We start from the raw sequence: 25,103 nt of genomic DNA, 5'->3' as shown, positions 1-25,103 counted from the left end.
GCGGCTCAGCTCCTCTCCACCAGAGTGGCGCGGAGCTCGGCGAGGGTGCGGCGCTGCCGGCCCTCGGCATCGTGATTGGCGGGGTCGAGCCAGGCCTCGAATGCGGCCTTCGCGCGCGGCCATTCCCCATCCAGCAGCGCGAACCAGGCGGTATCCCGGTTGCGCCCCTTGATGATCATGTGCTGACGGAACAGGCCTTCGAAGGAAAAGCCCAGCCGCTCGGCCGCCCGCCGCGAGCCGGCGTTGAGCGCGTTGCACTTCCACTCATAGCGGCGGAAGCCCAGGGTTTCGAAGGCGTGGCGCGCCATCAGGTACATCGCCTCGGTGCCGCCCGGGCGGCGTTGCAGGGCGGGCGTGAACAGGATGTTGCCCACCTCCACCACCCGGTGTTTCGGCTCTACCCGCATGTAACAGGCATGGCCCACGGCCCGTCCGCTCCCGGTCTCCTCGATGGCGAGCAACAGGGGATCGGCCTTGGTGGCGGCCTCCGCATAGTGAAGGGTGAAGGCGTAGAGGTCGGCGAACGGGCCGGCGCTCATATAGGCCCAGAGCGCCTCTTTCTGCGCGCCGTGGGAGAGGGCGAAGAGATCCGGCCCATGGCGCGCCACGTCGAACGGAACGATACGCACGAAGCGCCCCTCCAGGGTCACCGGCACGGGCGGGCGGGCCGGCGGGCCTTCCACCGGCGCGCCAAGGACAATGCCGGCTTCGGGCGCCGGGGCGGTCTCGTTCTCGGGGCTCGGGGTGTTCACGCTGGGCTCACCTTCGGATAAGCGGACCATGCCGCCGGCAGCCCCATGGGAGCCGCGCGAGGGCTGGATAGGGGCGGGTGGCCGTCGCCACGATGGAACAATGGGCCCGGCTTCGGACGAGGCCCCCGCGCGCTGACCTTTCAGATACGCCGTGGCACGGGGGCGTGTCACCTGGCGCGAGACCCGACGCGACATTTGGGGCGCGGCGTGGCGCGCAATTTGGGGCGCCACTTGGGGTGGGGCCTGCGCCGACACTTCGGGTGACAGCTCTGGGTGCCACGTCAGGCCCCGCGCGAGGCGCGAGTTGGGATCAGCCAACCTTCAGCGCATCCCTTGAGGCTTCCGTCCCTTGATATTCCTCACCTTGGGGCTCCCTCTGCCGCTCGCGGGGGAGGGGCAGAGCATTGGGGATGTCGGCCGGGCCGGCCCGCAAAGGGCAACGCCACGGACAGCACGCCACTATGCCTTGGACGCCAATCCTTGGCGCCCGCGAGGCGCTCCGGGCCTCTCCGTCAGCCGCAACAGGGTGGGCGGGCGCGCGCCTCTGGCCAACGTCTGTTTCCGGAATGCGATGGATCCTGGGGCGAGGCTTGCGCTGGCGGTTGCCCCGGCCGTTGGGCGGACACTTGCGCTGATTTTTGGGCTGACCGTTTGCCTGACATTTGGCCGGCAAGCGCTGCTCGCCTTCACACGCCGCAGGTGGTCTGGCCCCCCCGCAGGTCGTTCGCCCGGCCGGGCGTGCGGCCCCGTCGCCCGCCAGCGTTCCGCGTCACCGGTGCGGCCGGCCTCAAGGCTGCGCGTGGGGCCAAGCAGGGTTTGCGCGTGGTCGAGTTCGGTATATCGAGGGGAAGCGCAGGTGCCCCATGCCGTTTCCTTTCTCCGCCCGTCGTCCCGTTCCGTCCGCCGCCTCCGAAGGGGGCGCGCGCCTGCATGGGGTGGAGGTGACGCGCGGCACCCGGGTGGTGTTCTCCGGCCTCACGCTCTCGCTCATGGAACGGCGCATCGGCCTCATCGGCGACAATGGCTCGGGCAAGAGCACGCTGCTGCGGCTGCTGAACGGGCTCATGCTGCCCGATGCCGGCACCGTGGAAGTGGCGGGGCTGGAGACGCGGCGCCATCGCCGGCGGCTGCCCGCCCATGTCGGCTTCGTGTTCCAGAACGTCGATCATCAGATCATCTTCCCCACGGTGCGGGAGGAGATCGCCTTCGGCCCGCTGGAGCAGGGGGCCTCGAAGGCGGGCGCCGAGGCCATCGCCGAGAGGCTGCTGGCCGAACATGGCTGCGCCGGCTGGGGCGACCGGGCGGTGGACGAGCTTTCCGAGGGCCAGAAGCAGCTGGTGTGCATTCTCTCCGCGTTGGCGGCGGGGCCGCGCGTGCTGTTGCTCGACGAGCCCTTTTCCGCGCTCGACCTGCCGACCCGCCTGGCTTTGTCCGAGCGCATCGCCGGCCTCAACCAGCAGGTGATCATGGCGAGCCATGATTTCAGCCTGTTCGCCGGCTTCGAGCGGGTGCTGTGGCTGCACGCCGGCGAGGTGGCGGCCGATGGCGACCCGGGCGAGGTGATCGCCCTTTACGAGGCCCATGCCCACGCCCGTGCCCGCGGACGCGGCCACCCGGCCGGGGGTGTCGCATGATCGGCGGCTATCTCGCCGGCCACAGCCTTTTGCATCGCCTGCCGGCGGGGGTGAAGCTGATCGGACTTGCGGCGCTCTCGGTGCTGCTGGTGCCGGTGGGCGACCCGTTCGTGCTGGTGCTGGCCCTGGCGGTGGTGGTGATCGTTTATGCCAGCTTCGGGCGGCAGGGCGTGGCGCGGCTCTTCCAGTGGCGCCCGCTGCTGCCGGTGCTGCTGATGATCGGCGCGCTGCAGCTCTGGGCGGCCTCGTTCGAGGTGGCGGCGGCCAGCATCCTGCGCATTCTGCTGATGGTGCTGCTGGCGGATCTCGTCACCCTCTCCACCCGCCTTCAGGACATGATGGACGCGCTGATGGTGGTGCTGCGCCCGTTCGAGCGGCTGGGCCTGGACGCCCGGCGGCTGTCGCTGGCGGTGGCGCTGGTGCTGCGCTTCGTTCCGGTGCTGGTGGCGGGCTGGCATGGCCGCGCCGAGGCCTGGCGTGCCCGCAGCGGCCGGCGGCCGGGCCTGGCCCTGGTGGGGGCCTTCTTCGCGGGCGTGCTGAAAAACGCGGATCAGGTGGCCGAAGCGCTGGAGGCGCGTGGCTTCGCGGCCGACCAGACGCCGCCGGCCGGTGAGGGGAGAGGGTGAGTGGACACACGGATGTTGGTTCGCACGGCGCTCATGGCTGCGCTCATCGGCGCGCTCGGGCTGGTGCCGCCCATCTTTCTCCCGGTCCTGCCCGGGGTGCCGATCAGCACGCAGAACTTGGCCGTGATGCTGGCGGGCCTGATGCTGGGCGCGCGCGGCGGGGCGGCGGCGAGTGCCCTTTTCGTGCTGGTGGTTCTGCTGGGGGCGCCCCTGCTCACCGGTGGGCGCGGCGGTCTCGGCGTGCTGGCGGGGCCCACCGTGGGGTTCTTCCTGGGCTTCGTGCCGGGCGCCTATGTCACCGGCCTTTTGGCGGAACGCCTGCGGTTTTCGGCCTTTCTCTCGGCACTGGTTGCCGCGTTCGTGGGCGGCGTTCTGGTGGTCTATCTGTGCGGAATTCCGGCGCTGGCCCTGGTGGCGGGCATCGGGCTGGAACGGGCTGCCCTCGGCACGGCGGTGTTCCTGCCTGGGGACGTGCTGAAATCGATCGCCGCCGCCGTACTCGCCTCCACCGTGATGGCGCGCTGGCGGGCGGGGTCCCGCTAGGGTGTTTTCGGGGTCGCCTGGACACTGGCCCGCGAGAAGACGCAGCGTTAAATCAACCCCTCGGGCCCTTGCTGGGGCCGTGACACGGGCAAGGTCCTGAAGCGGCGTCACCGCCCCGCCATGGGGGCGGTGTATGCAATCGACGGCACCGCGATACGGGCAGGAGGCGTTCCGTCTCGCGGTTCCCATCGCGCCTGGGCGCGTCGTTCCGGTGCCGCCGCGAGCCGGCGAGTCGCGCCCGCGGGGGGATGGGAGTAGCCTTCGCGGTGGATCGGCAATCCCGCGCTCGCCGCGCTGTGGCCGATTCGCCATGTGACCTTCCCGCGGATCCCGTGCTCGGAGTGTTCCTGCTCGGAGATTTCCGGGGCCACCTGGATCGAGCCAGATGACGCAGACTCTCGACGCTCCCCCTCCCGTTTTCGCCCCCGACGGGGACAGCATGGCGGCCGCCCCGGCGCCTCTGGCCCGCGCGCTGCACGCCATGATCGACAAGATCGGGCAGGCGGGGGCGGAGACGGACCCGGTGGAGATGGTTCATGACGTGCGCAAGGGGCTGAAGGAATATCGCGCGCTGCTGCGCCTTCTGGCCACCGATGGCGCGCGGGAGGCGCGCCGGCACGCGGCCGAGGTGGCGCGCGGATTCGCCCAGGCCCGCGACCACGCCACCGCCCAGGAGGCGCTCGACCTGCTGGACAAGGCCGGGCTGGTTCTTGCCTGCGACCTGAAGGAGGCGCGCGCCGTCATCGGTTTCGATGCGACGGCGGAGACCGCCATTGCGCCCCTGCGCGCGAGCCTGAGCACCTTTCTCGTCGATGCCCGCGCCCGCCTGGCGGGAGGGCTGGAGGCCGATGCGGCGGCGGCGGATCTGGTGGCGGGGCTGCGCCGCGGCTATCGCGCCGCCCGGCGTGGGCGGTTCGGCAACGCCTTGGCCATGCACGAGACCCGCAAGAGGGTGGTGGCCCACCGCTATCAGATGGGGTTCGCGGCCGCCTCCTTCGGCGGCCAGGGCGCGACCCGGGCCGGCAGGGCGCAGCGGCTGCGCGATGTGCTGGGCGCTCATCACGACATCGAGATCCTGCGGGCCATGCTCCACCAGGCTTCCGGCCAGCTGGGGGAGGGGGCGACGCAGCGGCTGAGCCTCGCCATGTCGCGACTGCAGAAGCGCTTGAAGCGGCACGCGGTACGCCTGCACGGCGCGCTGTTCCGCGAACCCTCCCGCCATTTCGCGCGCAAATGGCGCCGCCGGCTCGTGCCCCCGGCGGCGGCGTGATGACGCGCGGCGTTCACATACCCTTGCGGCGGCGCGCGCGCGGCCACATGGTGACACACAATCATGGGATGCCGTTCGCCGTGGCGTGTTTTCGCGTGAAGCCGATGCCGCTTTGGATGAGAAAACGCCCCGGCTGGATGAGCGAGAGCATTGCCCTGCTTCCGTGAAAGGGGAAATGCTCCTGGCGCAGTCGCGCTTCGTGCGCGGCTTTGGAATGGACGCGGGCGGTCCCGTGTCGAGACGTGAGGATGAGCGGTCGATGTCTTCGGAAACCCCTGTCGCGTCCGTCGATCGAAGCAAGGACAGGCTGCCGGGCGGCGCCTCCGCCGTGGCGCAGCCGGCTCCCGTGGCGCACCTTCCCGCTGTCATCGAGCCGGCCAAGGACAATGCGGGCCTGAAGCTGGGCATGATGGAGCTGGCGCGGCCGGACCGGCTGGTGGCACACGCGCTGGCCAGCCTGAGCCGGCTCGACGACAGCGATTTCGACCGGGGCAGCGGCCTCGAGGCCCTGCGGGCGGTGGACCGGGCGGTGGCGGCCTGTGTGGGGCACATCACCTCCGGCTTCTCGCCGACCGCGCTCACCGTGGCATTCCTGGACTGGTGGATGCATCTGTCGGCGGCTCCGGGCAAGCGCTCGGAACTCGCGGTGAAGGCCGGGCGCAAGATGGCCCGCTTCGCCACCAGCATGCTGGCCGCCGGCCTCGACCGCGGCACCGAGCCCGCCATCGCGCCCCTGCCCGGCGACGAGCGGTTCCGCGCGCCGGAGTGGCAGTCCTTCCCCTACCGCATGTGGGAGCAGGCGTTCCTGCTGCAGCAGCAATGGTGGCACAACGCCACCCACGACGTGCCCGGCGTGGATCCGCACAACGAGGCGGTGGTGGCCTTCGTGGCGCGCCAGATGCTCGACATGTTCTCGCCCTCCAACAACCCCTTCACCAATCCGGAGGTGGTGCGCCGCACCATGCAGACCGGGGGCATGAACCTCGTCCAGGGCTGGCGCAACGCCGTCGACGACATGATGCGGAAGGTGACCAACAAGCCGCCGGAAGGGGCCGAGAATTTCGTGCCCGGCCAGAATGTGGCCGCGACCCCCGGCGAGGTGATCTTCCGTAACCGCCTCATCGAGGTGATCCAGTATCGCGCCACCACCCCGGGTGTGCAGGCCGAGCCGGTGCTGATCGTGCCGGCCTGGATCATGAAGTATTACATCCTCGACCTTTCGCCCCAGAACTCCCTGGTGCGCTACTTGGTGGAGAAGGGGCACACGGTGTTCTGCATCTCCTGGCGCAATGTCTGGGAGGAGGATCGCGATCTCGGCTTCGAGGACTATCGCCGCCTGGGCGTGATGGCGGCCCTGGAGGCGGTGAACGCGGTGGTGCCGGACCGCAAGGTGCACGCGGTGGGCTACTGCCTGGGCGGCACCATTTTGTCCGTCGCCGCTGCCGCCATGGCCCGGGCCAATGACGACCGCCTGGCCTCGGTCACGCTGTTCGCCGCGCAGACGGACTTTTCCGAGGCCGGTGAGCTGCAATTGTTCGTCGACCCGAGCGAGCTCTATCTGCTCGAAGCCATGATGTGGAACCAGGGCTACCTTTCGGCCGGGCAGATGGCCGGCGCCTTCCAGATGCTGCGCTCAAACGATCTCGTCTGGTCGCGCATGGTGCATGAATACCTTATGGGTGAGCGCGCGCCTATGAACGACCTCATGGCCTGGAACGCCGACGCCACCCGCATGCCCTATCGCATGCACTCGGAATATCTGCGCAAGTTCTTCCTGAACAACGACCTTGCCGCCGGCCGCTATGAGGTGGACGGGCGGCCGGTGTCGCTGTTGAACCTGCGCGTGCCCCTGTTTGTGGTGGGCACGGAGCGCGACCACGTGGCGCCGTGGAAGTCGGTCTACAAGATCCACCAGCTCACCGACACGGACGTGACCTTCGTGCTCACCTCCGGCGGCCACAATGCGGGCATCGTCAGCGAGCCGGGCCACAAGCATCGCCACTATCGCATCCACACCACGAAGCTGGGTGAGATGCACCTGGGCCCCGACGAATGGGTGGAGGTGCTGGCGCCCGAGGAAGGCTCGTGGTGGCCGGCTTGGGAGGAATGGCTCACCGCCCATTCCAGCGCGGGCACCTTCGGCCTGCCGCCGCTGGGCGCCCCCGGCTACATGCCGCTGTGCCCGGCCCCCGGCACCTATGTGATGGAGCGCTGAGGGGCCAGCCCCTCGGCAGGGCCCGGCGGAGCGCGGCGCTCGGAGCCGGAGCATGTCCTTGCCTCAGGCAGGCCAGGGCATCTGGCCAAGCCATGCCCGAATGATTTGAGTTCATGCGTTTTTGCGGGCGCGCCAGCGTCCCTTTCGCGCCAAGGCGTTCCAGAAAAGCGTTCCAGAGCCCACCCGGCGGGACCCTCGCCGGGTGGGCTCTGTCATTTCAGCTGTCCGATTGCTCCGGAATCAGCACCGCGGCGCCGGTGAGGCGGCCGGTGCGCAGGTCGTCCAGGGCCTCGTTGGCCTGGGTCAGGGGGTAGCGGGTGATGTGGGTGGTCACGCCCGCCTTCGGCGCCAGGGCCAGGAACTCATGGGCGTCGGCGCGGGTGAGGTTGGCCACCGAGACGATTTTCCGCTCTTCCCACAGCCAGCGATAGGGGAAGGTGGGAATGTCGCTCATGTGGATGCCGCCGCACACCACCGTGCCGCCCTTGCGCACCGCCCGGAGCGCCCGCGGAATCAGCTCTCCGGCGGGGGCGAAGATGATGGCGGCGTCCAGCAGCTCCGGCACCGCTTCGTTCGAGGGCCCGGCATAGACCGCGCCCAGGCTGAGGGCGAAGTCCTGCGCCTTGGTGTCACCCGGGCGGGTGAAGGCGAAGATCTGCCGGCCCTGGCCGATGGCCACCTGGGCGATGATGTGGGCGGCCGCGCCAAACCCGTAAATGCCGATGCGGCGGCCCTCGCCGGCCGCCTTTAGGGCCCGCCAGCCGATGAGCCCGGCGCACAGGAGCGGCGCCATGGCCGCATCGTCGCCGATCTCCCCCAGCGGGTAGGTGAAGGAGGCGTCGGCGATGGCGTGGGTGGCGAAGCCGCCGTCGCGGGTGCAGCCGGTGAAGTCAGGGGTGTCACAGAGGTTTTCCTGGTGGCCGACGCAATAGGGGCATACGCCGCAGGCGTGGCCGAGCCAGCCCACCCCAACCCGCTCCCCGAGTTTCAGGTGGGATACGCCGGCACCCAGCGCAGCCACGCGGCCGACGATCTCGTGGCCGGGCACGATGGGCAGATGGGTTTCAGGCAATTCGCCATCCACCACATGAAGGTCCGTTCGGCAGACCCCACATGCGGTCACCTTGATGAGCACCTGGCCGGGACCCGGCGTGGGGTCCGGCCTGGTCTCTCCGACGAGCTTTTCGCCGGCATGCTTGAGAACCATGGCGAACATGGCCGCCTCCTGGATGCGAGTCAGCCTCCATGCTAACGCCCCGCGCCCCCGGCGAAACCATGATCTTGCGCAAATGACGGACGCCGCGGTGGGCCGCGGCGTCGAAATCCGGGCTGTTGGCCCGTGGTGTTCATGTGTGGCGGAGGCGGCTTCAGCTGCCGCCGATGAAAATACCCGCCGCCAGCACCAGCGCACCGCCGAGAACTACCTGCATCACCGAGCGCCAGAACGGCGTTTCCATGTAGCGGTTCTGGATGAAGGCGATGGCCCACAATTCCACGAACACCACGGCGATGGCGATGGCCGTCGCGGTCCAGAAGTCCGGGATGAGATAGGGCAGGGCGTGGCCGAGGCCGCCCAGGGCGGTCATGGAGCCGGAGGCGATGCCGCGCTTGATGGGCGAGCCGCGCCCGGAAATGACACCGTCATCGTGCACCGCCTCGGTGAAGCCCATGGAGATGCCCGCGCCCACGGCGGCGGCCAGGCCCACCAGCAGCGTGGTGTGAGAATTCTGGGTGGCGAAGGCGGTGGCGAAGATGGGCGCGAGGGTGGACACCGAGCCGTCCATCAGGCCGGCGAGGCCCGGCTGCACCCAGGTGAGAACGAACTGGCGGCGGGCCTTTTCGTTCTCCTCCTCCTTCTTGTCCACGGGCAGGTAGCGCGCGGCGAGCTCGCCGGCGATCTCCTCGTGCTGCATCTCCTCGCCGAGCAGGCGCTCGAGCAACTCGCGGGTGCCGGGGTCGGTCGCCCGCTCCTTGGCGTGGCGATAGAAGTTGGCCGATTCGTCCTCCATCAGGCCCACTTCCTGACGGATGCGCTCAATGCCCAGGTTGCACACGTACCAGACTGGGCGGCGGGTGTAGAAACCGGTGATGTTCTCGCGGCGGATCAACGGGATGTGGGGGCCGTAGCGGCGCTCGAACTCGCGGGTGAGGTTGCGCTGGTGCCCGCTCTCCTGCTTCGACATGGCCTCGAACACCTTGGCGGTGTCCGGATAATCCTTGCGCAGGGCATCGGCATAATCCGCATAGACGCGGGAATCGTCCTCCTCGGAGGAGATGGCGAGGGCGAGCACCTCCTTTTCCGACAGATCTGAAAAGCGGCGACGGCCGGGGAAAAAGGACATCATCGGCGGGAACTCCGATTTAGAATAATTCTAAATATAGGATGCCGCATGGGCGCCAAACTGCAAATAGGTTGCAATGTCGCAGTCTAGACCAAGCTGCGGCGGGCGCCATTGTCCGAACTGCCGCAGCGCAATGGGGCGCGGGGATGCCGGCGCAATAGCCGCAGCGGCGGGCGCAAAAAAAAGCCGGCGCGCGGGTGCGCACCGGCCTTCCTGTGGGGCGTGGGGCCCCTTATTCGGAGATCTTGCGGGCCCGGTTGCCGAGGGTGCGCAGGCGCAGGGCATTGAGCTTGATGAAGCCCGCCGCGTCGCGGTGGTCGTAGGCGACCGCGCCTTCCTCGAAGGTGACCAGCTCTTGATTATAGAGCGAATAGGGGCTCTTGCGGCCGATGACGGTGGCGTTGCCCTTATAGAGCTTCACCGTCACTTCGCCGGTGACGAAGGCCTGGGAATGGTCGATGGCGGCCTGGAGCATCTCGCGCTCGGGCGCGAACCAGAAGCCGTTATAGATGAGCTCCGCATAGCGCGGCATCAGCTCGTCCTTGAGGTGGGCGGCACCCCGGTCGAGGGTGATGCTCTCCATGCCGCGATGGGCGGCGAGCAGGATGGTGCCGCCGGGGGTCTCGTAGACGCCGCGGCTCTTCATGCCCACGAAGCGGTTTTCCACCAGGTCGAGGCGGCCGATGCCGTTGGCCTTGCCCTGCGCGTTCAGCTTGGTGAGCAGGGTGGCCGGAGAGAGGGCCTCGCCGTCGATGGCCACCGCATCGCCCTTCTCAAAGGAAATGGTGATGATGGTGGGCTCGTCGGGCGCCGCCTCCGGGGAGATGGTGCGCTGATAGACGTATTCGGGGGCTTCCTCGGCCGGGTCCTCCAGCACCTTGCCCTCGGAGGAGGAGTGCAAGAGGTTCGCGTCCACGGAGAACGGGGCCTCGCCGCGCTTGTCCTTGGAAATCGGGATCTGGTGCTGCTCGGCGAATTCCAGCAGGCGGGTGCGGGAGGTCAGGTCCCACTCGCGCCAGGGGGCGATGACGGTGATTTCCGGCTCCAGCGCGTAATAGCCGAGCTCGAAGCGCACCTGGTCGTTGCCCTTGCCGGTGGCGCCGTGGGAGACGGCGTCGGCGCCCATCTTGCGGGCAATCTCGATCTGCTTCTTGGCGATCAGTGGCCGGGCGATGGAGGTGCCCAGCAGGTAGAGCCCCTCATAGACCGCATTGGCGCGGAACATGGGGAACACGTAGTCGCGCACGAATTCCTCGCGCACGTCCTCGATGAAGATGTTCTGCGGCTTGATGCCGAGCAGCTCCGCCTTCTTGCGGGCCGGCTCCAGCTCCTCGCCCTGGCCGAGATCGGCGGTGAAGGTGATCACCTCGCAATTGTAGGTGGTCTGGAGCCATTTCAGGATCACGGAGGTGTCGAGCCCGCCGGAATAGGCCAGCACCACCTTCTTCACGTCACGCGCCATCAGGTCTCTCGAAGCAAGTGAGGATTTCAGGGAAACTGGCGCGGACTATAGGCCCGCGCGCCGCGCTGGCAAGGGGCCCCGGCGGCGCGAGCAGGTCGGCGTCCGCGGGGGAGGTCTGCGGGAAGAGGGGAGCGGCGGGGCGTGCTATCCCCTGCGGCGGCCAAAGGCCCGCCGCCACAGCGCCCGCGCGCCCTTCTGGAGCTTCAGCCCGACCCGGCCGATGGCGAGCTCCACCACGGCGTCGGAGGGCGCCCCGCGCCGGTCATAGAGCCACAGGCGCGTCAGCACGATGATGAGCACCACCAGCACGCCGGAAAACACCACATCGGTGAAGAAATGCCCGCCGAAGGTCAGGCGCAGGCCGCCCGCCGCCGCGCCGAACGCCACCGCGCCCACCAGCGCCACCGCCCGCAGCGGGCCGGGCGGCACGAGGCTCGCCGGGGCCACCAGCCAGAAGCCGAGGGCCCCCTCTCCGGACACGAAGGAGCAGTTGCCGGGGCAGGTGCCGTCGGTGGCGTACCAGGGGCGGAACTCGTCCTTGCCGCCGAAATCGTTCACATGCACGGGGCGCGGCCGCCCCCATTCCTGCTTCAGGATGCCGTTGACCAGCAGGCCCGGTCCCAGCGCCATGGTGAGCGCCAGCAGCACCGCCGCCCGCGCCGACATGAACATGCGCCGCCGGGGGAACACCAGCTTCAGCACCAGCGCGACGAAGGCGGGCGCGGCCATGAGCCAGGGAATGTAATTGCCCAAAGCGCGCGCCAGCTGCGCCCAGCGCTCCCCGGCCACCGGGAAATAGCGGTGGGAGGCATCCCAGAACAGGCCGGTGATGGCCAGGTCCCATTGCGGGAACACGGTGAAGAGAATCGCCACCGCGGCGCCGATCACCAGCGCGAAGAACAGTACCCACCTCAAGGCGTCACCTTAGCTCCCATGGGCCGGCCGCCCCGCGCCGGGGCAGCTCGCAAAGGCCCGCACGGTGTTCGCTGCTTGCGCACGGCTCCGGCGGTTCGGCAATGCGGAAGTTACCGCCCTTGCGGAACTCCAAAGAGCGGTTACACACTCCCACCGCCTGCGCATCTACAGGGAGGAGGGACCGATGACCAGCGCCACGCTCGATTTCTATTATGAGTTCGCCTCTCCCTATTCCTACCTCACCGCCATGCGGATCACGGCGGCGGCGGAGAAGGCGGGCGTCCATGTGAACTGGAAGCCCTTCCTGCTCGGCCCCATCTTCGCCGACCAGGGCCTCACCACGTCGCCCTTCAACGCCTTTCCCATCAAGGGCGCGCATATGTGGGTGGACATGGACCGCCTCGCCGCCCAGCAGGGGCTGCCGCCGGTGACCCGGCCCGATCCGTTCCCGGCCCATAGCCTGCTGGCGGCGCGGGTGGCGATCTACCTCAACGACGCCGGTCGCCCCTCCTACAGCCGCGCGGTGTTCCAGGCCGAGTTCGCCGGCGGGCGGGACATTGCGGACCGCGAGACGGTGCGCCAGGTGCTGGCCGGGCTCGGCCATTTCTGCAGCGACATCATCGCCGAGGCCGAAGCCCCCGCCAACAAGGACAGGCTGCGCGCCCAGACCGAGGAGGCCAAGGCCCGCGGCGTGTTCGGCGCGCCGAGCTTCGTGACCTCCGACGGCGAGCTGTTCTGGGGCAATGACCGGCTGGAAATGGCCCTGGAGCACGCCGCAAGTCTCGCCAAGGCCGCCTGAGCGCGCCCGCGGGGGGATGCGGACCGCCGCGGCGCCACGCTGTTCCTGTGACTTTGCCGGCTCCAGTTGTCGCAGGCGGGGTGGCGTTGTGGCCGCGCTCTGATATATGGCCGCCTTTGGGCCGGCCTTCGCGCGGCCTCCGGGTTCCGGACCCGACATTCTTCCCCGACCGAAAGGCGCGCCGACCATGGCCAATGTCACAGCTTTTGCGGATCAGGCAACCATCGCCGAGCAGACGGCGCGGATGCTCCTGGAAGTGGAGGCGGTGCGCTTCTCGTCTGGCGAGCCCTTCATCTTCACCTCCGGCTGGGCGAGCCCGGTCTATATCGACTGCCGCCGGCTGATCTCCTTCCCCCGCGTGCGGCAGACGCTGGTGGATTTCGGCATTTCCACCATCTATCGCGAAGTGGGCTACGAGCAGATCGACACCGTGGCCGGCGGCGAGACGGCGGGCATTCCGTTTGCCGCCTGGGTGGCCGACCGGATGATGCTGCCCATGCAGTATGTGCGTAAGAAGCCCAAGGGTTTCGGCCGCAATGCGCAGATCGAGGGCCATCTGGCGCCCGGCCAGCGGGTGCTGCTGGTGGAGGACCTGACCACCGACGGGCGCAGCAAGGTGAATTTCGTGAACGCCCTGCGCACCGCCGGCGCCCAGTGCGACCACTGCTTCGTCTTCTTCTATTACGACATCTTCTCCGAGGCTTCCGGCATCCTGAAGGATGCGGGCCTGACCCTGCACCGCCTCGCCACCTGGTGGGACATCCTGGCGGAAGTGAAGAAGTCCAACCGGTTCGAGAACGAGCAGGTCGCCCAGATCGAATCGTTCCTGCACGACCCCCACAGCTGGTCCAAGGCCCACGGAGGCACCGCCGTCACCGGCGAGTGATCGCCATGGATCTCTATGTCCTCGCGCGGCCGCTGCTGCGCTTCGTCTCGCCCGAGCGCGCACACACCTGGGCCATCAAGGCCCTGCGCAAGGGGCTGGTGCCGAACTTCTCCGGGCCGGACGATCCGGTGCTGGCGACGAAGGTGTGGGGCATCGATTTCCCCAACCCCATCGGCCTCGCCGCCGGCTTCGACAAGGATGCCGAGGTGGTGGATGCGGTGTTGAAGCTGGGCTTCGGCTTCGTGGAGGCGGGCACGGTCACGCCGCGCCCGCAGCCCGGCAATCCCAAGCCGCGTCTGTTCCGGCTGGAGGAGGATGAGGGCGTCATCAACCGCTTCGGCTTCAATAGCCAGGGGCTGGCGCCGTTCGTCTTCCAGCTCGGCAGGCGCCGCTCCGCCCGCGCGGAGGGCCGCGCAAGTGGCATCGTCGGCGCCAATGTGGGGAAGAACAAGGAGAGCGAGGACGCCATCGAGGATTATGCCGCTGGCGTCTCGGCCACCTGCCGGCTGGCGGATTATATCGTCTGCAACATCTCCTCGCCCAACACGCCGGGCCTGCGCTCGCTGCAGGCGCGCTCGGAAATGTCGGCCCTGCTCACCCAGGTTCTGGCCGTGCGCAACGCCTCCATTCCGGACCCGGCGGGCCGCCCGCCGCTGCTGGTGAAGGTGGCGCCCGACCTCGACGACGCCGCCCTCGCGGACGTGGCAGAGGTCGCGCTCGAGACCGGGGTGGATGGCATCATCATGGGCAACACCACCCTGTCGCGCCCCGCCTCCCTGCGCTCCGGCCACAAGGGGGAGACCGGCGGCCTTTCGGGCAAGCCGCTGATGAGCCTGTCCACGGAGCGTCTCGCGGCCCTGTCGCGGCTGGTGGAGGGGCGCCTGCCCTTGATCGGCGCCGGCGGCGTCGCGTCGGGCGCGGACGCCTATGCGAAGATCCGCGCCGGGGCGAGCCTGGTGCAGCTCTATTCCGCGCTGGTGTTCCACGGCCCGGGCCTGGTGAATCGCGTGAAGGCGGATCTGGCGGCGCGACTCAAGGCGGATGGATTTCGCAGCGTGAGCGATGCGGTGGGCGCAGACGTGCGTTGACGCCTGCGCCGTGCTCCGATTCGGGCGCGGCGCTCGCGTGCGGCCGTCAGGCGCCGGGGGTGCGGCCGGCGCCCTCCTTCGCCGCATCCTTGGCGAGAAGATCGCGAATCTCCTGCAGCAGCAACTCGGAGCGGGTGGGGGCCACCGGTAGCTTTTCCTGCTTGCGGCGCAGGACATTGATGCCGCGCACCAGCAGGAACAGCACCGCGGCCACGATCAGGAAGTTGATGGCGATGGTGATGAAGGCGCCGTAGGCGAGCACCGCACCCTGCTTCTTGGCATCGACCAGATTCTCGGCGGTGACCGATTTCGCCAGCGGCACGAAGTAGTTCGAGAAATCCAGGCCGCCCGTGACGGCGCCGATGACCGGCATGAAGATATCGCCCACCAGCGAGGTGACGATATTGCCGAAGGCCGCACCGATGATCACGCCGACGGCGAGATCAACCACGTTGCCCTTCACGGCAAATTCCTGGAACTCCTTCAAGATTGCCATGCTGTGGCTCCATGGTCTGGCAATGGGAAAAGGGGACGCTGCGCGCCGCGCGCCATCTCACCCGATCGTGTTCGCAGCGGCAAGGTGCCTCAATATACCCCGCCACCTTCCGGCGTGTTGGCGTGCCTCACGCGGGGTCTTTCGACGCCGTGACGCTTTCATGACTTTGAGCGCGCCCTTGCCTATGTTAGGGAGTGCCCGCCGCCGATCTCGAAGGCTCGATTTCGGAGGCGGGCCGCAGGGCCCGGTGGAAACGACCCTCTTGAGGAAAAAGACCCTTCTCAGGGACAATACCCTCTTGGGCAGCAAGGCGATTTATCTCAGAAATGGCGGAACGGCAGACCAGCTTCGGGTATGAGGACCTCCTCGCATGTGGACGTGGCGAGCTGTTCGGGCCGGGCAATGCGCAATTGCCGCTGCCGCCCATGCTCATGTTCGACCGCATTTCTGAGATCTCCGAGACCGGTGGCGAATTCGGCAAGGGCATGGTGCGCGCCGAGCTCGATGTGAACCCGGACCTCTGGTTCTTCGGCTGCCACTTCAAGGGTGACCCGGTGATGCCGGGCTGCCTGGGCCTGGATGCCATGTGGCAGATGGTGGGCTTCTTCCTCGGCTGGCTGGGTTCGCCCGGCCGCGGGCGGGCGCTGGGCCTGGGCGAGCTGAAGTTTTCCGGCCAGGTGCTGCCTTCGGTGAAGAAGGTGGTGTATGGCGTGGACTTCAAGCGCGTGATGCGGTCCAAGCTGGTGCTCGGCATCGCCGACGGCTGGCTGGCCGCCGACGGCAACGTGATCTACCGCGCCCATGATCTCAAGGTCGGCCTGTTCCAGGCCGAGCCGGCGGCCATGGCCGGCGCCTGACAAGGCGCCGCCACGATCCGCCGCCATCATGCCTTCCGCCGACGGGACCTGTGAACGGACCCCGGCGGCAGGGCGAAACCGGAGCATCGGCGAGCCCGCCTGGCCCTTGAGCTCTTCCGCTCGAGGCCGGCCAGGACAGGGGCCGAGGCCCGAACCGTGCGTTCCAATGGGGATTTGACATGCGCCGCGTCGTCGTCACCGGGATGGGCATCGTCTCGTCCATCGGCAACAACACGCAGGAGGTCCTCGCGAGCCTGCGAGAGGCCAAGAGCGGCATCACCTTTGCCGAGGATTATGCCAAGCTCGGCTTTCGCTCCCAGGTGCAGGGCGCGCCGACCCTGAACGCCGAGGAGGTCGTGGACCGCCGGGCCATGCGCTTCCACGGCGGCGGCACCGCCTGGAACCATGTGGCCATGGATCAGGCCATCCGCGATGCGGGGCTGGAGGCCAATGAGGTTTCCAACATCCGCACCGGCATCGTCATGGGCTCGGGCGGCTCGTCCACCAAGACCATCGTCGAGGCGGCCGACATCGCCCGCGAGAAGGGGCCCAAGCGCGTGGGCCCGTTCGCGGTGCCCAAGGCCATGGCTTCCACCGCCTCCGCGACGCTCTCCACCTGGTTCAAGATCAAGGGGCTGAGCTATTCCATCTCGGCCGCCTGCGCGACCACGAACATTTGCATCGGCAATGCCTACGAGCTGATCCAGTACGGCAAGCAGGACATCATTTTTGCCGGCGGCTGCGAGGATCTGCACTGGACCCTGTCCGTGCTGTTCGACGGCATGGGCGCCATGTCGTCCGCCTATAATGACCGCCCGGCCGTGGCCTCCCGTGCCTATGACAAGAATCGCGATGGCTTCGTGATTTCCGGCGGCGCCGGCGTGCTGGTGCTGGAAGAGCTGGAGCATGCCAAGGCGCGCGGCGCCCGTATCTATGCGGAAATCGTCGGCTATGGCGCCACCTCCGACGGCGCCGACATGGTCGCTCCCTCCGGCGAGGGTGCCGAGCGCGCCATGAAGCTCGCCATGAGCACGGTGAAGGCGCCCATCGACTATATCAACCCGCACGCCACCTCGACCCCCATCGGTGATCTCAAGGAGATCGAGGCCATTCGCGCGGTGTTTGGGGACAAGTGCCCGCCCATCTCGGCCACCAAGTCGCTGACGGGCCATTCCCAGGGCGCCACCGGCGTGCACGAGGCCATCTATTCCATCCTGATGATGCAGAACGGCTTCATCTGCGAGAGCGCCAATATCGAGGAAATCGATCCGGCCTTCGCTGACATGCCCATCGTGCGCAAGCGTGTGGACAATGCGAAGCTCGGCCATGTGCTCTCCAACGGCTTCGGCTTCGGCGGCACCAATGCCAGCCTCGTCATCAAGCATCTGGATGCGTGAGGGCGGCTCGTCCGCGTACACGCATTGTAAAGATCGGTCGGAAGAGGTGACGGCGAAAGCGTGGCGCGGCGGGGCCGCGTCTGCTATCGCCGGGTGATGTGCGATTTCGCTGCCGCTTTGCGGTGGTGCCGGGCGCGGGGGCGGACCTGAATATGGGCCTCCGGACCGGTTTCGCGGACAGGTGCGGTCCCCTCGGGACAATGCTCTAAGGGTGGGTGATGCAGGACCTGATGAAAGGCAAGCGCGGGCTCGTGATGGGCGTCGCCAACGACCACTCCATCGCCTGGGGCATCGCCAAGGCGCTGGCGGGGCAGGGGGCGGAGCTCGCCTTCAGCTACCAGGGCGAAGGCATGGCCAAGCGCGTGCGGCCCCTGGCCGAGAGTGTCGGCTCCTCCATCCTGTTGCCGTGCGACGTTGAGGATGTGAAGAGCGTCGATGCGGTGTTCGAGACGCTGAAGGAAAAGTGGGGCACCCTGGATTTCCTGGTGCATGCGGTGGCCTTCTCCGACAAATCGGAGCTGAAGGGGCGCTATGCGGATACCAGCCGCGAGAATTTCTCGCGCACCATGGTCATTTCCTGCTTCTCCTTCACCGAGATCGCCAAGCGCGCTGCAGCGCTGATGCCCCATGGCGGTTCGCTCATCACCCTGACCTATGGCGGGTCCACCCGGGTGATGCCGAACTATAATGTGATGGGCGTGGCCAAGGCGGCCCTTGAAGCCTCCGTGCGCTATCTGGCTGCGGACTATGGTCCGGCTGGCATCCGCGTGAACGCCATCTCCGCAGGCCCGGTGCGCACCCTGGCGGGCGCCGGCATCGCCGACGCGCGGCTGATGTTCAACTATCAGAAGCGCCATGCCCCGCTGCGCCGCACCGTGACCATCGAGGAAGTGGGTGGCTCTGCGCTGTACCTGCTCTCGGACCTGTCCACGGGTGTGACGGGCGAGGTGCACTTCGTCGATTCGGGCTACAACATCATGTCCATGCCCCATCCGGACGTGCTGAAGACCCAGGAGGACGCCGAGGCCAAGCTGGCGGCCGAGGTGCCCGGCAAGGACGCCCCCTCCGACGCCTCCTCCAAAGCCGCGGAATAAGTTCAGCGGACCGCCCGGCGCGGCTGCGGCCGCGCGGGGCCTTGGCCTGCCTCCCCGAGGGGCGAATCTCGGGCGCCCGCCGGTGCCGGGTTCGCACCCGCCCGTTGTATCTTCCCGAAAATCATGATTTGAGACGCCGCTTCCTTCGGACGGGCGGCGCCCCTGTGCGCCATGCCTTCCACCTGGGGCGCGGGGAGAGGTGCAACGGCCTGGCAGGCCGGCGCCCGGGGGGAAGCGGATGCAGGCACTGCTGGTGGCGATCGTCGTCTTCGTCGGCCTCTTCGGCGGCGTGGGCTTGGGCATGTGGGGCGCCCGGCGGCTCCGGGAAGAGCACTTGTCCAAGGGAACCGAGGATGCGGTGAAGCTGGGCGTGGGCATGGTCGCGGCCATGGCGTCCCTCATTCTCGGCCTGATGACCGCATCGGTGAAAGGCAATTTCGACACCACCGAACGCGACATTCAGCGCTTCGCTACCGATCTCATTACCCTTGACGTGGCCCTGCGCACCTATGGCCCTGGCGCCGACGGCGCCCGCGCGGCGCTCGTCGCCTATACCCGGCACGCCATCGCGGAAACCTGGCCGGAGGACGGCGGCGCGAACGCCCTGGTGCAGAGCGAGGCGTCCGAACGGTTGCTGGAGCGGGTGGGGCTGCAGATCCGGGCCCTTGAGCCGCAGACGGAGCGCGCGCGGGAGCTGCGCACGGAATCCCTGGAGGCCTACAAGACGCTCGCCGCCCTGCGCTGGACCGTCGTGGGGGAGGCGGTCGCCTCCGTGCCGCCGGTGTTCATCGGCGTCATCATCGTGTGGCTCACCCTTATTTTCATCAGCTTCGGCCTGTTCGCGCCGGTGAATGCGGTGTCGCTGGCGGCCTTCTTTCTCTGTGCCCTTTCCCTAGCGGGCGCGCTGTTCCTGATCCTGGAAATGAGCAGCCCCTTCGACGGCGTCATTCATGTGGCGAGCCAGCCCATGCGAAACGCGCTGGCGCAGATGGCGCATTGAGGCGCTGCGCCGCGCTCCGCCATGTTGCAGGGCAAGATTGGAATCGCTAAAAACTGGCCGCTCCGCACGAGCCGCCTTGCGTCCCGTGGCCCGATGCGGTTCGGATGTCCCAACACGGCGAAGGCGAGGACAGGAGGTCCCGGATGACCCGCAGAGCCCTCTGGGTGGCGGCGGCGAGCGTGCTCGTCGGCATCATTGTTCTCGGCTTGAAGACGATCGCGTGGTGGGTCACCGGCTCGGTGGCGCTGCTTTCGGATGCGCTGGAAAGCATCATCAACGTCGCGGCCTCACTTGGGGCCTTGGTGGCGCTGCACATTTCCTCGCGCCCGGCGGACGCCAACCACCAGTTCGGCCACTACAAGGCGGAATATCTCTCCGCAGTCGTGGAGGGGGTTCTGGTGACCCTGGCGGCGGTCACCATCCTGCGGGAGGCCTATAACGGCCTCCTGGATCCGCATTTGCCGGACCAGCCCTTCACCGGCATGCTCTTCAACGGCGCGGCGACGGTTCTGAACGCCGTGTGGTGCTGGGTGCTGATGCGGGTGGGCAAGGCCCATCGCTCGCCGGCCTTGATCGCCGATGCCAAGCACCTGCTTTCAGATGTGGTGACCTCCGTCGGGGTGCTGGTGGCCTTCGTCCTGGTGCCCATCACCGGCTGGCCGCAGCTCGATCCGCTCATCGCCGGCCTGGTGGCGCTCAACGTGCTGTGGATGGGCTGGGGCCTGATGCGCGAATCCGTGGCGGGCCTGATGGACGAGGCGGCGCCGCCGGACGTGGTCGCGCGCATTCGCGAGCTGGTCTCCACCCACGCCGAAGGGGCGCTGGAGGTGCATGATCTGCGCACCCGCCATGCCGGGCGCATGACCTTCGTGCAGTTCCACATGGTGGTGCCCGACCGCATGACGGTGGCCGATGCGCATGCCATTTGCGACCGCATCGAGACCGCCTTCGCGGAGGACATGAAGGACGCCATCCTCACCATCCATGTGGAGCCGGAGGCCGAGGCCAAGCACCACGGCGTGGTGGTGGTCTAAGACGGCGCCCGGGCGGCTTCCGGGCGCCCCCGCTCAGGCCCCCTTGGGGCGGAACGCGACCACCACGGCGGGGTCGGTCTCGATCCGCGCCGCGCCGATCAGGTCGAGGCAGTAGGGAATGGCGGGGAACACCGCGCCGAGGCATACGGCGATGGAGGCGGGCTTTCCCGGCAAGTTCACGATCAGCGTCTTGCCCCGCACCCCGGCTTCCTGGCGCGAGAGAATGGCGGTGGGCACCTCATTGAGGGAAATGCGCCGCATCTGCTCGCCGAACCCGGGCAGAGGCTTGTGGATTACCGCGGCCATGGCCTCCGGGGTCAAGTCGCGTGGGGCCGGGCCGGTGCCGCCGGTGGTGCAGATGAGATCGAGCTGTTGCTGGTCGCACATCTCGATCAGCGTATCACGCACGCTCTCGAAGCCATCGGGAATGACGCGATAGTCGACCGTCCAGGACGTGGTGATGGCGTGCCGCAGCCAGGCCTCGATGGCGGGGCCGCTCTTGTCCTCATAGGCGCCCTGGCTGGCGCGGTCCGAAATGGTGACGATGCCGATGCGAGCCATGCGGTTTCCTCGATCTGGGACATGAGGGGGCAGCGCCAGCGGGCGCCCGCCGTTTCGACCATGGCTCTAGGCCGCCCGCCGGAACTGGGCAAGGCATTGCCGGCCCGGCGCGGGTTTCGCTTGCGTCCCTTCCGTGACGGCGTATCTATGCGGATATAGCCTTATTCTGTTGTTCCTTCCGGGCATCTTGCGTTTTTTTCGGACTTCGCCATGTCGGAATTTCTCACCACGCGTGAGCTCGCGACCCTTTTGAGGGTGAAGGAGCGCAAGGTCTACGACCTGGTGGCGGCGGGCTCTCTTCCGTTTCGGAAAGTGACGGGCAAGCTTTTGTTTCCCCGAAAGGAAATCGAGACCTGGCTGGGCGCCGAAACCGAAGGGCGCGAGGCGGAGGAGCCCAGCGGGGCGAGCGCCGCGACGCCGCGTCCCCTGGTGTTTGCCGGCGGGCATGACCCGCTGTTGGAATGGGCGCTTCGCGAATCGCGTTCCGGCATAGCAGCCTTCTTCGACGGCACACTCGATGGCATGGACCGGGCGGCGGCGGGCGGGTGCATCGCCGCCGGATTGCATGTGCCCGATGGGGAGGGCTGGAACGTTTCGGTGGTGGAGGAGCGCTTCGGCCAGGAACCGTGGGTGCTGCTGGAGTGGGGGCGCCGCAGCCGGGGCCTGATCTCGCGCCCGGACCTGCCGCGCGCGCCGGCGAGCCTGAAGGATGCCCGCGGCCTGCGCTTTCAGCAGCGCCAGCCGGAGGCCGGAAGCGAGCTGGTGCTCGATCGCCTGCTGAAAGACGCGAAGATGCGGCGCGCGGACCTGATGATGGTGGATACCGTCGAGCGCTCGGAAACCGATCTCGCCATGGCCATTGCCAGTGGGCGGGCGGACGCGGGGCTGGGCATTGAGGCGGCGGCGCGCCAGTTCAACCTGGATTTCGTGCCGCTGGTGGAAGAGCGGTTCGACCTTCTGGTCTGGCGCAAGGCTTATTTTGATCCGCCGTTCCAGAAGTTCGTGGCCTTCTGCCACACGCCGGCTTTGCAGGCGCGGGCGCAGGCCCTTGGCGGATATGATCTTTCCGGACTAGGGACCGTCCATTTCAACGGCCGCTGATCTCCTTCCGCTGTGCCGCCGAAGTGGGGCCGCCCGGCCGAGGGCAAGGGCGGCCCGGATCCGTGCTCAGTCCACCGCCACGATGACTTCGGACGACTTCACGATGGCCGTGGCTTCGCCGCCCACCACCAGGCCCAGATCGTCCACGGCCTCGTTGGTGATGGAGGCGGTGATCTTGAGGCCGTTCACGTCCAGCACGACGTGGGCTGTGGTGGCGCCCTTCTTGATGTCGACGATCTTGCCGGGGAAAGCGTTGCGGGCGGAAACCTTCATGATGCTCTCCTGAACCTCGAATGAGAAAGAAGCGGAAGGCCCGCCGCCGACGCGGCCCGCAATGCGGCCTGCGGCGCGGGCCCTGGGGTGGCCTCAGGCCACCGCGATGATGACGTCAGAGGATTTCACGATGGCGGTGGCGTCTCCGCCCACCTTGAGGGCGAGCTCGTCCACGGACTCGTTGGTGATGGAAGCGGTGACCTTCAGGCCGTTCACGTCAATCACCACATGGGCTGTGGTGGCGCCCTTCTTGATGTCGACGATCTTGCCGGGAAGGGCGTTGCGCGCGGAAACCTTCATTGTGTCTTCTCCCGATGCTCGCTGGAGCCAAGCGCAGCCAGACGAGAGCGTTTCCCAGCGAAGTGGAACCCCACTCGCGCCAGGGAAACGCATAAAGCCCAAGGGACCGGCGGCTTTAGTGCTGCGATGAAAATGGAAAGAGCCGAGGCGCCGGCCGTGAAATCAGATCGACGCGCCGCCTCAGGCCACGGCGATGATGACATCCGAAGACTTGATGATGGCCGTGGCTTCGCCACCCACCTTGAGGCCCAGGTCTTCCACGGCCTCATTGGTGATGGAGGCGGTGACCTTCATGCCGTTCACATCGATCACCACGTGAGAGGTGGTGGTGCCTTTCTTCAGATCGACGATCTTGCCGGAAAGAGCATTGCGCGCAGAGACCTTCATCTTCGTTCTCCTGTCTTATGCGGAGCAAGATCGCAGGCCCGTAGGGAGAGACCTTGGCGCAGACGATGGATGTCGTCCCTGGAGGGGTTAGCTAGGCGCCCGTCCGCCAAGAAACAAGTTGCGGAAAATACGCTCCTCCCCCCGCCGCGCCGCGAAACCGCGGAAGGCTGGGGGACAATGGCCTCGCGCTGCGAAGCTATGTCGCATGGGGTATAGCTTTGGTCGGTGCCCGTTGGGACGTCGGCGGGGCGGAAATGAAAAGCCCGCGCTCTGGGCGCGGGCTCTCCGGTCTTCGCGCGGGGCGAGCCTATTCTGCCGCCTCCATGGGCGGGACGTCCAGGGCGCGGAAGATGGCGCAGCGCCGGAAGATCTCGATGGACGGAGGCACCTGCTTCTGCGAGCAGAACTTGGACACCAGCTTGGCCAGGCCCTTGATGTCGCGGCCGGAGGTCTCCGGAAACTGCTGCACGAGCTGGTCGATGAGCGGGTCCGAGAGGCCGAGGCCGAACTGTTCCGCCATCACCTTCCAGATCTTGCGCCGGTCGTCAGGGCCCGGGGCGTGATACTTGATGAGGGCGATGCAGCGCGAGACGATGGCCTCGTCGATATCGTCCACCCGGTTGGTGGTGAGGAAGAGAAGGCCGTTGAAATATTCGAGCACGCGCAGGAACACGCCCACCACCGCATTCATGGTGAGGTTGTCCTGCCGGCGCTTGATATAGACATCCGCCTCGTCGATCAGCATCACCGCGCCCCAGCGCTGGGCGCGGGTGAGGGCGTCCTTGAGCTGGCTCTCCATGGTGGCCACATCGAGCCCCAGCTGGCCCGAATGCACCCGGTAGAGCGGGCGCTGGATGATCTCCGAATAGACCTCGGCCGTCAGCGTCTTGCCGACGCCGGGCGGACCCGCGCACAGCACCGTGGTGCCGCCGGACTTGCCCACGACGATGTCGTCCATGAGCGTGTTCATCTCGGCGGTGAGGATGTCGATGAGGTCGGTCTGCTCGGGGGGCAGAACCAGCTTCTGCTTGAGCTCGGGGTGGTATTCGTAAGGCTTGATGTCGTCCACATGCACCCACACGTGGTGGTGCAGTTCCAGGTGGAACATCAGGATGAGCGGGTGCACGGGCATGTCCGTGAAGGCGCCCTTGGGCACGCTGTCCTTGGCCTTCTTCAAGGCCTCGTCCACCGCCATGTCGAAGCAGTTCTGCTTCTCCGCCTTCTTCACCAGCTTGTCGAGGAAGAAGCCGGAGGTTTCCAGGCCCAGCGTTCGCTCGCCCAGCAGCTCCTCGTCATTGACGAGCCGGGTTTCGGAGCCCGAGGAGGACAGCACGATGGTGGACTTGCGGGCCCAGTCGGTGTCACGGCGGTTGGCGGTGGGGTCCTCGGCGAAGATGCCGGTGCCGGTGGCGGAGAATTGCTGGCCATAGCGGCCGCGCCAGTCGAAATAGCGCACCATTTCGCCGTCGAAGGAGGCGAGCAGGGCCGCGTCCTCCAGTAGCCAGCCCTTGGCGGCCAGCGTGCCGGGAATGGTGAGGCCGCGCAGGTCCTTGGAGCGGATCAGCACGTTTTCCATGCTGGTGCGGCCGCGGCTGTTGGCCTTCAGCTCGATGATCACGCGCCCGGCCTCTTCCTCGCCAGCGGGGGTGTAATCGAGCCGGGTGATGAGGTAGGGCTCGGGCTTGCCGCCCGGATTCATGCGGAACAGCCAGCCGCGAATGCAATTGTCCACCAGGAACAGCGCCAGCGCGCCGGCCAGGTCCTCCAGGTCGTCGGGGCCGAATTTCGGCCCATCATACTGGAAGACGCGCACCATGTTGGCGAGCTGCTCGTCCTGGCCGCGAATGGGGGTGCCGCCATTCTGCCGTACCAGATCGTGCAGATGGGCGATTTCGTCGGCCTTCAGCGTGTCGAGGCCGACTTCAACCCGATTGGAGAAGCGCGGCTGGGCGAGCAGGTGGGCCTGATCGGGAAAGGCGTTCACCAGGGATTCGACGACCAGACGTTCGACGACGAGCTTCATCGATCACCTCTTAGTCCCAAGTTCGTCCCAAGCCGCCTGGCGACCCGC

General features: G+C 67.7%; 25 protein-coding genes. 14 read left to right on the top strand and 11 right to left on the bottom strand.

The window, feature by feature from the left end; all coding sequences use genetic code 11:
* Window positions 1-5: 5 nt before the first annotated feature.
* On the bottom strand, window positions 6-752 hold the full coding sequence (locus L0966_RS08025) for a GNAT family N-acetyltransferase (RefSeq protein WP_234051369.1): 747 nt from the start codon (window positions 750-752) through the stop codon (window positions 6-8).
* Between the two features lie 863 nt (window positions 753-1,615).
* Between L0966_RS08025 and L0966_RS08020 the strand changes: the two genes are divergently transcribed.
* From L0966_RS08020 to L0966_RS08000, 5 genes are all read left to right on the top strand, one after another.
* Window positions 1,616-2,386 carry an energy-coupling factor ABC transporter ATP-binding protein gene (locus tag L0966_RS08020; protein ID WP_234051368.1) on the top strand — a complete coding sequence of 257 codons (771 nt, stop codon included), beginning with the start codon at window positions 1,616-1,618 and terminating at the stop codon, window positions 2,384-2,386.
* Entirely contained in the window at window positions 2,383-3,012 is a 630-nt protein-coding gene (locus tag L0966_RS08015) for an energy-coupling factor transporter transmembrane protein EcfT (RefSeq protein ID WP_234051367.1), read from the top strand. The genes L0966_RS08020 and L0966_RS08015 overlap by 4 nt, the downstream gene beginning before the upstream one ends.
* Before the next feature lie 12 nt (window positions 3,013-3,024).
* Complete coding sequence (locus tag L0966_RS08010; protein ID WP_234051365.1) at window positions 3,025-3,555, top strand: biotin transporter BioY; 531 nt, start codon at window positions 3,025-3,027, stop codon at window positions 3,553-3,555.
* Between the two features lie 385 nt (window positions 3,556-3,940).
* The gene (locus L0966_RS08005; protein ID WP_234051364.1) at window positions 3,941-4,825 is read left to right on the top strand and encodes a CHAD domain-containing protein; all 885 of its coding nucleotides are present in this window, start codon (window positions 3,941-3,943) and stop codon (window positions 4,823-4,825) included.
* A gap of 406 nt (window positions 4,826-5,231) precedes the next feature.
* The gene (locus tag L0966_RS08000; protein WP_370640683.1) at window positions 5,232-7,040 is read left to right on the top strand and encodes a PHA/PHB synthase family protein; all 1,809 of its coding nucleotides are present in this window, start codon (window positions 5,232-5,234) and stop codon (window positions 7,038-7,040) included.
* A 217-nt stretch (window positions 7,041-7,257) separates the two neighbouring features.
* Here the strand turns inward: L0966_RS08000 and L0966_RS07995 are convergent, their stop codons facing one another.
* From L0966_RS07995 to L0966_RS07980, 4 genes are all read right to left on the bottom strand, one after another.
* Window positions 7,258-8,256 (bottom strand): zinc-dependent alcohol dehydrogenase family protein, encoded by a 999-nt coding sequence (locus tag L0966_RS07995; protein WP_234051362.1) that lies wholly within the window; start codon window positions 8,254-8,256, stop codon window positions 7,258-7,260.
* A gap of 151 nt (window positions 8,257-8,407) precedes the next feature.
* Window positions 8,408-9,385, bottom strand: coding sequence for an iron exporter MbfA (gene mbfA / locus L0966_RS07990; protein WP_234051361.1), 978 nt, complete (start codon window positions 9,383-9,385; stop codon window positions 8,408-8,410).
* A 229-nt stretch (window positions 9,386-9,614) separates the two neighbouring features.
* A complete protein-coding gene (locus L0966_RS07985) occupies window positions 9,615-10,844 on the bottom strand; it encodes an argininosuccinate synthase (RefSeq protein WP_234051360.1) in 1,230 nt (409 codons plus the stop codon).
* Between the two features lie 144 nt (window positions 10,845-10,988).
* Complete coding sequence (locus L0966_RS07980; protein WP_234051359.1) at window positions 10,989-11,759, bottom strand: phosphatase PAP2 family protein; 771 nt, start codon at window positions 11,757-11,759, stop codon at window positions 10,989-10,991.
* A 184-nt stretch (window positions 11,760-11,943) separates the two neighbouring features.
* Between L0966_RS07980 and L0966_RS07975 the strand changes: the two genes are divergently transcribed.
* From L0966_RS07975 to L0966_RS07965, 3 genes are all read left to right on the top strand, one after another.
* Window positions 11,944-12,558, top strand: a complete 615-nt coding sequence (locus L0966_RS07975; RefSeq protein ID WP_234051358.1) for a 2-hydroxychromene-2-carboxylate isomerase — start codon at window positions 11,944-11,946, stop codon at window positions 12,556-12,558.
* A gap of 187 nt (window positions 12,559-12,745) precedes the next feature.
* Window positions 12,746-13,444 (top strand): orotate phosphoribosyltransferase, encoded by a 699-nt coding sequence (locus tag L0966_RS07970; protein WP_234051357.1) that lies wholly within the window; start codon window positions 12,746-12,748, stop codon window positions 13,442-13,444.
* 5 nt (window positions 13,445-13,449) lie between these two features.
* On the top strand, window positions 13,450-14,532 hold the full coding sequence (locus L0966_RS07965) for a quinone-dependent dihydroorotate dehydrogenase (protein ID WP_234051356.1): 1,083 nt from the start codon (window positions 13,450-13,452) through the stop codon (window positions 14,530-14,532).
* A 46-nt stretch (window positions 14,533-14,578) separates the two neighbouring features.
* On the opposite strand, the gene mscL is transcribed toward L0966_RS07965, so the two are convergent.
* Window positions 14,579-15,022: a large conductance mechanosensitive channel protein MscL gene (mscL, locus tag L0966_RS07960; RefSeq protein WP_234051674.1), complete on the bottom strand. Its 444-nt coding sequence runs from the start codon at window positions 15,020-15,022 to the stop codon at window positions 14,579-14,581.
* A 332-nt stretch (window positions 15,023-15,354) separates the two neighbouring features.
* Here mscL and fabA point away from each other — a divergent pair, with 332 nt between their 5' ends.
* The 5 genes from fabA (at window position 15,355) to L0966_RS07935 (ending at window position 20,410) form a co-directional block, all read left to right on the top strand.
* Window positions 15,355-15,885, top strand: coding sequence for a 3-hydroxyacyl-[acyl-carrier-protein] dehydratase FabA (gene fabA / locus L0966_RS07955; RefSeq protein WP_234051354.1), 531 nt, complete (start codon window positions 15,355-15,357; stop codon window positions 15,883-15,885).
* Window positions 15,886-16,064: 179 nt separating this feature from the next.
* Window positions 16,065-17,282: a beta-ketoacyl-ACP synthase I gene (gene fabB / locus L0966_RS07950; RefSeq protein ID WP_234051353.1), complete on the top strand. Its 1,218-nt coding sequence runs from the start codon at window positions 16,065-16,067 to the stop codon at window positions 17,280-17,282.
* A gap of 218 nt (window positions 17,283-17,500) precedes the next feature.
* Entirely contained in the window at window positions 17,501-18,376 is an 876-nt protein-coding gene (gene fabI / locus L0966_RS07945) for an enoyl-ACP reductase FabI (RefSeq protein WP_234051352.1), read from the top strand.
* A 238-nt stretch (window positions 18,377-18,614) separates the two neighbouring features.
* Window positions 18,615-19,376, top strand: coding sequence for a DUF4239 domain-containing protein (locus L0966_RS07940; protein WP_234051351.1), 762 nt, complete (start codon window positions 18,615-18,617; stop codon window positions 19,374-19,376).
* Between the two features lie 143 nt (window positions 19,377-19,519).
* The gene (locus L0966_RS07935) at window positions 19,520-20,410 is read left to right on the top strand and encodes a cation diffusion facilitator family transporter (RefSeq protein WP_234051350.1); all 891 of its coding nucleotides are present in this window, start codon (window positions 19,520-19,522) and stop codon (window positions 20,408-20,410) included.
* 33 nt (window positions 20,411-20,443) lie between these two features.
* Here L0966_RS07935 and mog read toward each other — a convergent pair whose 3' ends face one another.
* Window positions 20,444-20,971: a molybdopterin adenylyltransferase gene (gene mog / locus L0966_RS07930; RefSeq protein ID WP_234051349.1), complete on the bottom strand. Its 528-nt coding sequence runs from the start codon at window positions 20,969-20,971 to the stop codon at window positions 20,444-20,446.
* A gap of 210 nt (window positions 20,972-21,181) precedes the next feature.
* Between mog and L0966_RS07925 the strand changes: the two genes are divergently transcribed.
* The gene (locus tag L0966_RS07925) at window positions 21,182-22,072 is read left to right on the top strand and encodes a helix-turn-helix transcriptional regulator (protein ID WP_234051348.1); all 891 of its coding nucleotides are present in this window, start codon (window positions 21,182-21,184) and stop codon (window positions 22,070-22,072) included.
* A 66-nt stretch (window positions 22,073-22,138) separates the two neighbouring features.
* Here L0966_RS07925 and L0966_RS07920 read toward each other — a convergent pair whose 3' ends face one another.
* From L0966_RS07920 to L0966_RS07905, 4 genes are all read right to left on the bottom strand, one after another.
* On the bottom strand, window positions 22,139-22,345 hold the full coding sequence (locus L0966_RS07920; protein ID WP_234051347.1) for a molybdopterin-binding protein: 207 nt from the start codon (window positions 22,343-22,345) through the stop codon (window positions 22,139-22,141).
* A 93-nt stretch (window positions 22,346-22,438) separates the two neighbouring features.
* Window positions 22,439-22,645 (bottom strand): molybdopterin-binding protein, encoded by a 207-nt coding sequence (locus L0966_RS07915; protein WP_234051346.1) that lies wholly within the window; start codon window positions 22,643-22,645, stop codon window positions 22,439-22,441.
* Between the two features lie 180 nt (window positions 22,646-22,825).
* Entirely contained in the window at window positions 22,826-23,032 is a 207-nt protein-coding gene (locus L0966_RS07910; RefSeq protein ID WP_234051345.1) for a molybdopterin-binding protein, read from the bottom strand.
* Between the two features lie 307 nt (window positions 23,033-23,339).
* Entirely contained in the window at window positions 23,340-25,055 is a 1,716-nt protein-coding gene (locus tag L0966_RS07905; protein ID WP_234051344.1) for an ATP-binding protein, read from the bottom strand.
* Window positions 25,056-25,103 lie beyond the last annotated feature (48 nt).

This window comes from Xanthobacter sp. NM-59 (assembly GCF_021401125.1).
In the GTDB taxonomy this organism is placed as follows: domain Bacteria; phylum Pseudomonadota; class Alphaproteobacteria; order Rhizobiales; family Xanthobacteraceae; genus Xanthobacter.
Note: the sequence above shows the minus strand (reverse complement) of the source record. Positions and strands in the feature narration are given on the sequence as shown.